We start from the raw sequence: 12,377 nt of genomic DNA, 5'->3' as shown, positions 1-12,377 counted from the left end.
ATTTAGTTTTTAAGATATTTTAAAAATGCCAGCTTATGACAAGCTGGCATTTTTTGTTTTATAAAATGTCAGTTTATAGGCAGTGGCACAATTTCTGCCAATTAGCAATCACAAGATTAGAACATAAGTTTAACCAAGAAATTCCCGTCGTAATTTATCCTGAGCGATAGTCGAAGGACTGGAATAATAAAATTAAAATTTTACTATGGCATTAAAAATTCAACCACTTGCAGATCGCGTTCTGGTAGAACCACAAGAAGCAGAAACTAAGACTGCGTCAGGTTTATACATTCCTGATTCTGCAAAAGAAAAACCACAAAAAGGGAAAGTAATGGCCGTAGGCAAAGGCAAAGAAGACCACAAAATGACCGTTAAGGTTGGCGACACCGTTCTTTACGGAAAGTACTCGGGCAGCGAACTAAAGTTTGACGGTAAGGATTATCTTATTATGCGCGAAGAAGATATTTTAGCTATCATCTAACATTTCATAAATAAATTCAAAAAATTAGTTTAACCAAAGCTTAAGGCATAAAGCCAAAAGCATAAAGCATTTTAAAAAAATGGCAAAAGATATAAAATTTGACGTAGATGCCCGCGACGCTATAAAGCGCGGCGTTGACGCATTAGCAAACGCAGTAAAAGTAACATTGGGCCCAAAGGGGCGTAACGTAATTATCAGTAAATCCTTTGGCGCGCCACAGGTTACAAAAGATGGCGTTACCGTTGCAAAAGAAATTGAATTGCAAGATCCACTTGAAAATATGGGCGCGCAAATGGTGAAAGAAGTAGCTTCAAAAACCAACGATCTTGCTGGTGATGGAACTACAACCGCTACCGTTCTTGCACAAGCAATTGTAAAAGAAGGTCTAAGAAACGTTGCTGCTGGCGCAAATCCAATGGATTTGAAACGCGGTATTGACAAGGCTGTTGAAGCCATCGTTAAAAATTTGGAAAGCCAATCCACTAAAGTTGGCAATTCTTCAGAAATGATAAAGCAGGTTGCTTCCATTTCAGCAAATAACGACGACGTTATTGGTGATTTGATCGCAAAAGCATTCGGAAAAGTTGGAAAAGAAGGTGTTATCACTGTTGAAGAAGCAAAAGGAACTGAAACTTACGTTGACGTTGTTGAAGGAATGCAGTTTGACCGTGGTTACCTTTCTCCCTATTTCGTAACCGATACCGAAAAAATGCAAACTGAATTGGAAAACCCAATGGTTTTGCTTTATGATAAGAAAATTTCGTCAATGAAAGATTTGCTTCCTATACTTGAGCCAGTGGCACAACAAGGAAAATCTCTTCTAATTATTGCAGAAGACGTTGACGGAGAAGCTTTGGCTACTTTGGTAGTAAACAAACTTCGCGGTTCGTTAAAAATTGCAGCTGTAAAGGCTCCAGGTTTTGGTGATAGAAGAAAAGCAATGCTTGAAGACATAGCAGTTTTGACTGGAGGAACCGTTATTGCTGAAGAGCGCGGCTTCACTTTGGAAAATACTACTATTGATATGTTGGGTTCTGCGGAAACTATTACAATTGACAAAGACAATACTACAATTGTAAATGGTGCTGGGGACAAAAAAGACATTAAAGGCCGTGTGAACCAAATAAAATCTCAAATAGAATCTACAACCAGCGATTACGATAAAGAAAAATTGCAGGAGCGTTTGGCTAAATTGGCTGGCGGTGTTGCCGTTCTTTACGTAGGGGCAGCTTCAGAGGTTGAAATGAAAGAGAAAAAAGACCGTGTGGATGATGCACTTAATGCAACCCGTGCGGCTGTGGAAGAAGGTATTGTTGCAGGTGGTGGTGTAGCTTTGGTTCGCGCTATCGAGGTTTTGAAAAAACTTACAACTGAAACTTTAGACGAAACAACCGGAGTGCAAATTGTGGCTCGCGCCATTGAAGCACCACTTCGCACCATTGTTGAAAATGGTGGTGGTGAAGGTTCTGTAGTAATCAATAAAGTTTTGGAAGGAAAGAAAAACTTCGGTTACGACGCCAAGACTGAAAAATATGTTGATATGCTAAAAGCCGGTATTATCGATCCTAAAAAAGTAACCCGTATAGCGCTTGAAAACGCTGCTTCGGTTGCTGGAATGATTCTTACTACCGAATGTGCTTTGGTGGACATCAAAGAAGACAATGCCGGTGGCGGAATGCCAGGCGGTATGGGCGGTGGAATGCCCGGAATGATGTAAATTCAGTTTTGCAGTATTGAGTATTCAGTACACAGTATAATTATACTAAACCTCAAAAGTCTCTGAGACTTTTGAGGTTTTTTTTGATTAAAATGTAACCTCAAACTCTTTCAGCTCGCCGTCTCGATTAATAGTAACACTTTCAGTTTGTCCCTTTTCAAATTTTGAAAGGCTTTTCATATAGCTCATCATATCGGTCACTTCAAACTCGCCCATTTTCACTACAACATCACCTTTTTGAAGTCCTGCTTTTTGGGCTGGTTTTTCTTCACTTACCCCATCGATCCGCATTCCTTTTCCGCTGAAAAGATAATCGGGCACAACACCTAAAGTCACTTTAAAATCTGGAACCACTTCGCTTTCGTTTTTTGTTTTTCTGAAAGGAAGTTTCTTTTGCGAATCCAAATCTTTAATGATGCTGAAAATATAATTTGAAACAATTTCCATTCCCGCAAAATTTACCTTTTCGGTGTCATCACTCGGTTTGTGATAATCCTCGTGCTGTCCGGTGAAAAAGTGCAGAACTGGAATATCTGCCAAATAAAAGGAAGTATGGTCGCTGGGCCCAACACCGCTTTCGTTTTCTACAATGTTTAAATCGCCGGCGTTTGCCTTTACTGTTTGCTTCAAAATAGGCGAAGTTCCCAAGCCGTAAACCGCCAAAGTATTACCAGAATTCAGCCTTCCCACCATATCCATATTCAGCATATAGGTTACTTTTTTTGTATCGATTGTTGGATTTTTTACAAAATAATTTGAACCCAATAATCCTTCCTCTTCCCCAGAAAAAGCGATGAATAAGAAATTATTATTTTTCGGTCGCTGAGCGGAGTCGAAGCGGAGCGAATCTGCCAGATGAAGCATCATTGCCACGCCGCTCGCATTATCATCAGCGCCGTTGTGGATTGCTTCGCCTTCGCGGTACAGTGAACCTTCGCCGCCCATTCCCAAATGGTCGTAATGCGCGCCAATCACAACAGTGTTTTCTGCCTTGTTGTCCAAATATGCAACTACGTTTTCACCTGTTTCAACCCTGAGCCCAGTCGAAGGATCATTTTTTTCTGAAGTAAATTCTGCTTCCTGATGCGGATTTTTGCTTGCCTTAAAAGTAAATTTCTGAAAATAGCCGTCGGTTCCTTTCGGCTGCAATCCTAAATCTGCAAACCTTGTCGCAATATATTCAGCAGCCTTTTTTTCACCTTCAGAACCCGTTTTTCTCCCGTTAAGACTATCGTTAGCTAAAACGGAGACGTCTTCTTTCATACTTACTGATTTCACTTTTGTTTCCTTGCAGGAAAAAATAAGCATTGCCAGAAATATCACTAAAATTGTACGCATATTGTTACTTTTGTTCAAAAATACATAATACACACAAATGAAAATAGTTTACGCAATCATTATTATATCTCTTTTCGCAAGTTGTAAAAATGGAGTAAAAGAAACATCAAAAGAATCAAACAACGAAATTGAAAAAACGGGAATGGCCGTTCTTGATCCACAAACAAATGACACCCTAATTTATCCCGAAGAAAAGCACTTCAAAAATATTCGGCAAGTTACATTTGGGGGCGATAACGCTGAAGCCTATTGGAGTTTTGACGATAGCAAACTCATCTTCCAAAGTAACTATAAAAACTGGGGCGTAAACTGCGACCAAATGTTCTTGATGAACGCTGATGAAAATTTTCAAGAGAAACAACCGCCGATGATTAGTACCGGACAAGGCCGAACTACCTGCAGCTATTTTCTGCCGGACGGGGAACATATTGTTTACGGAAGCACACATTTAAAAGACGAAAATTGTCCCGAAGTTCCGCTGAAAAAGGAAGGAAAATACGTGTGGCCCGTTTATGACAGTTTCGACATTTTTGTAGCGGATTTGAAAGGCAATATTACTGCTCAACTTACTAAAGAACCTGGCTACGATGCCGAAGCGACCGTTTCACCAAAAGGAGATAAGATTGTTTTCACCTCTATGCGAAGTGGCGATTTGGAGCTTTACACGATGGATCTTGATGGGAAAAATGTAAAACAAATCACTAACGAATTGGGTTATGACGGTGGCGCGTTCTTTTCACCGGATGGAAGCAAATTGATTTTTCGAGCTTCCCGCCCAAAGACCGAAGAAGAAATAAAAGAATACAAAGATTTGCTCGCCCAAGGTTTGGTGCAGCCCACCGAAATGGAGCTATTTATTTGCAATGACGATGGCAGCGAACTCAAACAGCTTACTCATTTGGGCAATGCAAATTGGGCGCCTTTCTTTCATCCTTCAGGAAAAAAGATTTTGTTTTCCAGCAATTTTGAGGCAGAAAGAGGGTTTCCATTCAATCTGTATTTGATTGATCTTGATGGTAAAAATCTGGAGCGTGTGACACATGGAGAAACTTTTGATGCTTTCCCCGTTTTTTCAAATGACGGTAAAAAGTTGGCGTTTTCAAGTAACAGAAATAATGGTGGCGGCCGTGATACCAATCTTTTTATTGCTGAGTGGCAAGACTGACGAGATTTACGATTTTAGATTGCCGATTTTAGATTTTAGATTTTTGAATTTCTATTAACGATTAAAATAAAACGGTTTTTGAATTTCATTAAGCTATATAAAATACCGCTTCTCTTCGCGATAACCTCCATCGCTTTTTATGTAAGTTTCGCTTATAATTTGGAGCGCAGTGATTTTGTAAAACTCATATCTCTTTACACTGCACTTTTTTTCACGGCCTATCTTTTTATTGAAAAATTAAAGCTAAACTTTTGGCTTTTAGCTGCATTCGGAATTGCTTTTCGATTTATTTTTATTGCTGCAGTCCCAAATCTTTCGCAGGATTTTTATCGGTTTTTGTGGGATGGAAGATTGCTGTTACAGGGCGTAAGTCCATATTTATTTACTCCCAACTTTTCAACGGAGCCTGTCCTGAGCGGAGTCGAAGGGCTCGAGGTGACAGTTGAACAATCCCAACAATTAATCGATGGGATGGGGGGGCTTAATGCCAGCCATTTCAGTAATTATCCGCCTATCAATCAATTATTTTTTGCTATTGCTACACTGTTTGGAGGAAAAAGTATTTTGGGTTCCGTGGTAGTTCTTCGAGTGCTTATTATTTTTGCAGATGTTGGAATACTTTACTTCGGAAAAAAAATATTGGAAAAATTAAATCTTCCAATCAAAAATATTTTTTGGTATTTTTTAAGCCCTTTTATAATAATTGAACTTACCGGAAACCTCCATTTTGAAGGCGTGATGCTTTTCTTTTTTGTTTGGGCTTTGTATTTACTATTTAAGGGAAAATGGTTTTGGGCGGCGGTTTTGATTGGGGTTTCTGTTTCGGTGAAGTTGATTCCGCTTTTGTTTTTACCTTTGTTTTTGAAATATTTCGAAGTTGAAAATAAGACCCCAAAAGTTCTAAAAATCTTTAGAATCTCTGTGAAAAGATTATTGGTATTCTATTTTATAATCGGAACGACTGTAATACTTACTTTTTTACCCTTTCTTTCTCCAGAATTTATTCAGAATTTTTCAGCAACTACCGCTCTTTGGTTTCAGAATTTTGAGTTTAATGCTAGTGTTTATTATGTAATTCGTTGGATTGGATTTCAGATTGTGGGGTGGAATTTAATTGAAACCGTTGGGAAAATTCTTCCGTTTTTAGTGTTGCTTTTTGTTTTGGGAATTGCTTTTTTCAGAAAAAATAAAACTCCGCAGCAATTAGTTATTGCTATGCTTTTTGTTGTTTCGTTTTACTTTTTACTTTCAACAACTGTTCACCCTTGGTATATTGCCACTCCCCTTTTACTATCCGTTTTTACAAAATATAAATTCCCGATTATTTGGAGTTTTATGGTCATGTTGAGTTATTCAGCCTACGGAAAAGTTGGTTTTGATGAGAAGCTTTGGTTGGTGGCTTTGGAATATTTTGTGGTAATTGGGGTTGCGGTTTGGGAGATTTACCCCTTCCGACCCCGACCAAAGTTGGGGGCCACCTTCCCCTGAAAAAGGGGAAGGAGCGTTATTTATGAACTTTTATTTTTTTACCCTTTCCAACCTATAAAAATCTTTTCTTCTATCCTTTAAATTTCTGACCGCACCAAAAGTGTGCAATTCGCGTAGTAAATCTAAATCTACATCTGCCACTAAAATCATCTCGGTATTTGTGGTTGCTTCCGCTTTTATTCCATTGTTGGGGAATGAGAAGTCGCACGGGGTGAAGACAGCGCTTTGGGCGTACTGTATATCCATGTTATGCACTTTTGGTAGATTGCCCACACTTCCTGCAATGGCTACGTAACATTCGTTTTCTATGGCTCTAGCTTGGGCGCACAATCTTACGCGGGAATAACCGTTTTGGGTGTCCGTTAAGAATGGGACAAAAAGAATGTCCATTCCTTCATCCGAAAGTAATCTCGAAAGTTCGGGAAACTCGGAATCGTAACATATCAAGACACCGATTTTTCCGCAATCGGTATCAAAAGTTTTTAGAGAATTTCCGTTCGACATTCCCCAAACACGTTCTTCATCTGGAGTAACATGGATTTTTTCATAACGTTCAACACTTCCGTCGCGACGGCATAAATAGCCCACGTTGTAAAGTTTGCCACGAACCATTTCAGGCATGCTGCCTGTTATGATATTGATATTGTATGAAATTGAAAGTTGGGATAGTCTTTCGGTAATTTCTTTGGTGTACTTTGCTAATTCTCTAATAGCGTCTGGCTCGCTCAAATGGTTATACTTTGCCATCAGCGGCGCGTTGAAAAATTCTGGAAACATGGCGAAATCGCAACGGTAACCTGCAACGCAATCTATAAAATACTCGGCTTGGTGCATCAACTCTTCCATTCCCGAATAGCTTCGCATTTGCCATTGAATAAGGCCAAGGCGCACAATACTCTTTATTGCTGAAGGCTTTGGTTTTTTCTCGGGTTTGGTGTAATATATATTGTCCCATTCCATCAAAACCGCGAATTCCCCGGAAGCTTTGTCTCCTTCCAGATAACCTTTTAGAACACGCACCGGGTGAAAATCGTTTGAAATTTGAAAGTTTAAAACTGGGTCATCAATTTGTTTGCGCTTTACTTTTTCAATGTATTGTTTTGGAGAAAGTTTATCGGAGTGTAAATGATAGTTTGGCATTCTTCCGCCAAAGACGATACTTTTTAAATTTAAGTTTTCACAAAGTTCTTTTCTATAATCGTATAATCTTCTTCCCAAACGGAGACCTCGAAAGTCTGGACGGATAAATACGTCTATTCCGTAAAGCACATCACCTTCAGTGTCGTGAATTGTGAAGGTGGGATCGTCTGTAATATCTCTGTATGTGTGTTTTTCACCTAATTCATCGAAATCAACAATGATGGAGAGAGCGCAACCGGCTATCTCGCCATCTGCCATAATAACCACTTGTCCTTCAGGGAAGATTTCTATCAAATTTCCAATTTCATCTATCTTCCAATAGCTGTTAGGCATACCACCATAAGACTGTATGGTCGCCGATTTTAGCGCTTCGTAGTCTTTGAGAGTCAAAAACTTCAGTTCTATATTTTCAATTTTTTGTGGTTCCATATAATTTTGATATTCAGTTACTGATTAAATATTCTTTTGTCAAACGGGAAATCGACTATTTCAATAATTTTCACCTTTTTAAAATCATGATGATTAGGGTTCAACAGATAATTGAAATCGCCTTTCACTACTGCAGAAGGTACTTTGAGTACACAGTATTTATTTGAATAAATGAAGGCATTTCCTATAGTTTGAGTATTCAATTTTGGAGGATAGGTGTTCCAGCTATTGTCCAAATACTTTCGTTTTGGGATTTTGATTTCAATGCTGTCTGGAACTTCAATTTCAATCATTTTGTAATCATCGGGCAAGCTAGCAAGGCTTAAATGTACGATTACTTCGGCCATTGCAAGTGCCCTGCTTTCAGCAGTATATAGCATTTCAATACCTTTGGAATTCCAACGATTTCCGTAAAGAGCTGCACCTTTACCGCTTAAATCCCTTTCATACTTCTCTCGAGACAGCCTAAATACCCGCATTAGGCGAAAATACCATGTTCAATGCGGTTAAGTTCAGCCATTACCATTTCCTTACCGTAAGAATCTTTTAATAGTTCACCAGGTTTATAACCATTTAGTGCATAGGAATGGGCGTTTAGCCACCCATAGAATTTTTCGGAAGAACCGAAAACTTCCATTCCAAAATTAGTAACCTCGGCAAGTTCAAATATTTTCTCAGTATGGATAGGCTTGAAATAAAAATCCTTATCATCCCGATACCGCTGCAAGCTTTTTAGAGAAAGATCCAAATATTCTGCCCAATCAGCGTCGCTAAACGGAGTAAGTGATTTTATTTGATTGAAAATTTTATAGGGAAGTCCCTTTCTAATGGCTTGAACGATGAGCATTTTGTCTAGAAAAAATTCTGCGAAAGAAAGCTTTCCAGACATATCATCAATACTTTTTATATAAAGGCTTAGAGACTCATTTACTTCATTAATTGTAATATTTTGTTCATCGTAACTCATAACAAATACATTTGTCTTCAAATTTACGACATTTGTCTAGGTTAAAAAACATTTTAACTCAATTTTTTACATATCAAGTAGATATGCAAAAATGAGAGGCGCTACAATGGTGGCATCACTCTCAATAATGAACTTTGGAGTATCGATATCTAATTTGCCCCAAGTAATCTTTTCATTTGGAACGGCTCCCGAATAACTTCCAAAACTGGTAGTAGAATCACTTATCTGACAGAAGTAACTCCAAAATGGAGTTTCAGGTCGCTCCATATCTTGATAAAGCATCGGCACTACGCAAATTGGAAAATCTCCCGCTATTCCACCACCAATCTGAAAGAAACCAATTCCTTTTTTGGAATTTTCCGTGTACCAATCAGCTAAGAAAGTCATGTACTCAATACCGCTTTTCATTGTAGAAGCTTTCAATTCGCCTTTTAAAACGTAGCTCGCGAAGATGTTCCCCATAGTACTATCTTCCCAACCTGGGCAAATTATTGGTAGGTTCTTTTCCGCGGCTGCATACATCCACGAGTCTTTTAAATCTATTTCGTAATGTTCTTCCATTACGCCACTTAAAAGAAGTTTGTACATATATTCATGCGGAAGATAGCGTTCGCCTTTAGCTTCAGCATCTTTCCATAATTTTACGATGTGTTTTTGGATTCTTCTGAAAGCTTCTTCCTCAGGAATACATGTATCGGTTACGCGGTTCATTCCTCTTTCTAGCAAATCCCACTCATCCTGCGGAGTTAAATCGCGATAATTTGGTACGCGCTCATAATGGCTGTGTGCCACGAGGTTCATGATATCTTCCTCAAGGTTTGCGCCTGTACAGGAGATAATCTGAACTTTATCCTGACGGATCATTTCAGCAAAAATCTTTCCCAATTCTGCAGTACTCATAGCACCAGCAAGAGACACGAGCATTTTAGAACCTTTTGCAAGTTGAGCTTCGTAACCTTTTGCGGCATCCACAAGGGCGGCGGCATTAAAGTGTAAATAATATTTTTCAATAAATTGGGAAATGGATCCCTTGCTAGTACTCATCTTCTTCAGTATTAAATTTTGAAACGCCTTTTTTGGTTTCGTTAAAATGGTTATCGTATTCGTCACCTTCTTCAGTTCCTGCAAATTTATAGGTCAACATTTTGTAGTAAAGTTTTGCCGCCACAAAATCTGAAGCTCTTTCTTCTTCATTTGGACATAATTCCACAATGTCAAAACCTACTACGTTTCTTTCATCAAAAACTTGTTTTAGGAAATCCAATGTTTCATACCAAAAAAGTCCGCCTGGTTCCGGGGTTCCGGTTGATGGAAGGATTGAAGGGTCGAATGCATCAAGATCGAAAGTGATAAAAACGTTTTCGCCCAAAGCCTCAATTACTTTGTCCATCCAGTATTCGTCTTTTGCCATATCATGTGCAAAGAATACTTTTTCCTCGTCCATAACGCGGGTTTCAGCAACATCCATACTGCGGATTCCAACTTGAACAAGGTTTGTGGTCTGGCTTGCTTCGTAAACAGCGCAGGCATGGTTGCAGGCACTTCCGTGGAAATCTTTGCGCAAATCGGCGTGTGCATCTATGTGAAGCACGGTTAGGTTGTCGAAACATTCATTGAAGGCACGTATAGTGCCTATAGAAATGCTGTGTTCACCCCCAAAAATGGTTACAAACTTGTTTCGCTTAATATAATCTTTTGTGGCTTTGTGTACTTCTGAAACCATTGCCTCGGGTGACGAATTTTCTGTAATGGCATCTGCAAGGAAAACCCCTTGCTTGTAAACCTCTGTTCGGGTTTCAATGTCATACAGTTCCATGTTTTCTGAAGCATTCAAAAATGCTTCGGGGCCTTTGTCGGCACCTTTTTGCCAGGTGCTGGTTCCGTCATACGGAACTGGAATCAATACAATTTTTGATGTTTCAAGGGCCGCATATTTTTGCGGGATTCCGGCGTACGTCTTAGTGCTCATAACCTAAAATGTTTAGCAATTGCTCGCTTGTTTGTTGTTCTGAAAAAAGTTTGGTTGTTATATTATTGTCTTTGTCTCTGTCAATCAAAATATGTTTTGGCGAAGGAATCAAGCAGTGCTGCAAGCCTCCAAAACCACCAATGGTTTCTTGATACGCTCCCGTGTTAAAGAAGCCAATATACAAAGGTTTTTCTTTACGGAACTTTGGAAGATAAATGGCTGCCATATTTTGTTCACTATTATAGTAATCGTCACTATCACAAGTTAAACCGCCCAAAAGAACCCTTTCGTATTCTTCATTCCACCGGTTTACGGCAAGCATAATAAAACGTTTACTGATGGCCCAAGTGTCTGGCAAGGTTGTGATGAAAGAGGAATTGATCATATTCCATTTTTCGCGATCGTTCTGTTGCTTTTGGTACAAGATTTCATAGATAGCACCGCCGCTTTCGCCCACCGTGAAACTTCCGAATTCTGTAAAAATATTCGGTACGGGCACTTCTGCCTCTGCACACGTAATGTTTATTTGATTTAAAATTTCGTTGATCATGTATTGATAATCATATTCAAACGCCAACGAATTTTTAATAGGGAAACCGCCTCCAATATTCAAACTATCAAGCGAAGGACATATTTTTTTGAGGCGAACATACACTTTTAAACACTTTACCAATTCGTTCCAGTAATAGGCGGTATCCCGGATACCAGTATTAATGAAGAAGTGTAGCATTTTGAGATCTACTCTCTCGTTATTTTTTATTTGCTCTTCGTAAAAAGGAATGATGTTTTTATAGCCAATACCCAATCGCGATGTATAGAACTCAAACTTTGGTTCCTCTTCGGAAGCGATACGAATTCCTACATTGAAGTGACCTTCAATATTGTCTGAAAGCAGCTCAATTTCTTCGTAATTATCAATAATGGGAATGCAATTTTCATGACCGTTATTTATTAAACGGGCTATGTTATCAATATAGCGCTCACGCTTGAAGCCGTTGCAAATCACATACGTTTTATCTGTTACTTTTCCTGTTTTCTTTAGACTTTCAACTATATCAATATCAAAAGCCGAAGAGGTTTCAATATGAATATCATTCTTTAAGGCTTCATTTAATACGTGCTTAAAGTGCGAGCTTTTTGTGCAGTAGCAATAATTATATGTACCGTTGTAATTATTTTTTTCAATGGCCTCTGCAAACCACTTTTTTGCCAAATGTATGTTTTCTGAAATTTTCGGAAGATATGTAAACTTAAGTGGAGCGCCATATTTCTCTACCAACTCCATTAAATCTACGCCGTGAAATTCAAGTCCATTATCACCTAAGCGGAATTCTTCCTGCGGAAAATAATACGTTTGGTTTATTAAATCTATGTATTTGGTATTCATTCTTTTGTTTTCGTTGAATGGTGTAAAATAAAAATTCTTGTTGCGTATCTCCCAAAAACCCGGAAGTATAACAAAAAATTAACTTGAAGTTTACATGCGAATAGGCAAGGCGTTTATAGTGGAACTTTTGCCTGCAACTTGCTGCAATGCAGCGACTGGAAGTAAAAATGCGTTGTTCATTTAGAATCTTTGCTCCTGATGTTTTTTAAAAACCAACCATTTTAAATATAATATCCTTTAAATATTTTACAGTACAAATGTGCCGAAAAAATTTCAATAATTAATGAAACGTGGAT

11 protein-coding genes are annotated in these 12,377 nt (G+C 38.6%); 4 read left to right on the top strand and 7 right to left on the bottom strand.

Going from position 1 to position 12,377, the window contains the following annotated elements; translation table 11 throughout:
• Nucleotides 1-205: 205 nt before the first annotated feature.
• Nucleotides 206-481: a co-chaperone GroES gene (locus tag ESV24_RS01040; RefSeq protein ID WP_111813578.1), complete on the top strand. Its 276-nt coding sequence runs from the start codon at nt 206-208 to the stop codon at nt 479-481.
• Between the two features lie 79 nt (nt 482-560).
• Nucleotides 561-2,198 carry a chaperonin GroEL gene (gene groL, locus ESV24_RS01035; protein WP_111813576.1) on the top strand — a complete coding sequence of 546 codons (1,638 nt, stop codon included), beginning with the start codon at nt 561-563 and terminating at the stop codon, nt 2,196-2,198.
• Nucleotides 2,199-2,285: 87 nt separating this feature from the next.
• On the opposite strand, the gene ESV24_RS01030 is transcribed toward groL, so the two are convergent.
• Complete coding sequence (locus ESV24_RS01030; protein ID WP_111813574.1) at nt 2,286-3,536, bottom strand: M28 family peptidase; 1,251 nt, start codon at nt 3,534-3,536, stop codon at nt 2,286-2,288.
• Nucleotides 3,537-3,573: 37 nt separating this feature from the next.
• Here ESV24_RS01030 and ESV24_RS01025 point away from each other — a divergent pair, with 37 nt between their 5' ends.
• Complete coding sequence (locus tag ESV24_RS01025; protein WP_111813572.1) at nt 3,574-4,701, top strand: TolB family protein; 1,128 nt, start codon at nt 3,574-3,576, stop codon at nt 4,699-4,701.
• A gap of 78 nt (nt 4,702-4,779) precedes the next feature.
• Complete coding sequence (locus ESV24_RS01020; RefSeq protein ID WP_111813570.1) at nt 4,780-6,189, top strand: MptA/MptB family glycosyltransferase; 1,410 nt, start codon at nt 4,780-4,782, stop codon at nt 6,187-6,189.
• 30 nt (nt 6,190-6,219) lie between these two features.
• Here the strand turns inward: ESV24_RS01020 and ESV24_RS01015 are convergent, their stop codons facing one another.
• The 6 genes from ESV24_RS01015 to ESV24_RS00990 form a co-directional block, all read right to left on the bottom strand.
• Nucleotides 6,220-7,758 (bottom strand): bifunctional GNAT family N-acetyltransferase/carbon-nitrogen hydrolase family protein, encoded by a 1,539-nt coding sequence (locus ESV24_RS01015; RefSeq protein ID WP_111813568.1) that lies wholly within the window; start codon nt 7,756-7,758, stop codon nt 6,220-6,222.
• 17 nt (nt 7,759-7,775) lie between these two features.
• Nucleotides 7,776-8,237 carry an RES family NAD+ phosphorylase gene (locus tag ESV24_RS01010; protein ID WP_111813566.1) on the bottom strand — a complete coding sequence of 154 codons (462 nt, stop codon included), beginning with the start codon at nt 8,235-8,237 and terminating at the stop codon, nt 7,776-7,778.
• Entirely contained in the window at nt 8,237-8,725 is a 489-nt protein-coding gene (gene parS, locus ESV24_RS01005; protein ID WP_111813564.1) for a type II RES/Xre toxin-antitoxin system antitoxin, read from the bottom strand. The genes ESV24_RS01010 and parS overlap by 1 nt, the downstream gene beginning before the upstream one ends.
• Before the next feature lie 66 nt (nt 8,726-8,791).
• Nucleotides 8,792-9,769, bottom strand: coding sequence for a deoxyhypusine synthase family protein (locus tag ESV24_RS01000; RefSeq protein ID WP_111813562.1), 978 nt, complete (start codon nt 9,767-9,769; stop codon nt 8,792-8,794).
• Nucleotides 9,759-10,694, bottom strand: coding sequence for an agmatinase (gene speB, locus ESV24_RS00995; RefSeq protein WP_111813560.1), 936 nt, complete (start codon nt 10,692-10,694; stop codon nt 9,759-9,761). The genes ESV24_RS01000 and speB overlap by 11 nt, the downstream gene beginning before the upstream one ends.
• The gene (locus tag ESV24_RS00990) at nt 10,684-12,081 is read right to left on the bottom strand and encodes an arginine decarboxylase (RefSeq protein ID WP_111813558.1); all 1,398 of its coding nucleotides are present in this window, start codon (nt 12,079-12,081) and stop codon (nt 10,684-10,686) included. Before ESV24_RS00990 ends, speB begins: the two co-directional genes overlap by 11 nt.
• Nucleotides 12,082-12,377: the final 296 nt, after the last annotated feature.

This window comes from Aequorivita lipolytica, from assembly GCF_007997135.1.
Taxonomy (GTDB): Bacteria; Bacteroidota; Bacteroidia; order Flavobacteriales; family Flavobacteriaceae; genus Aequorivita; species Aequorivita lipolytica.
Note: the sequence above shows the minus strand (reverse complement) of the source record. Positions and strands in the feature narration are given on the sequence as shown.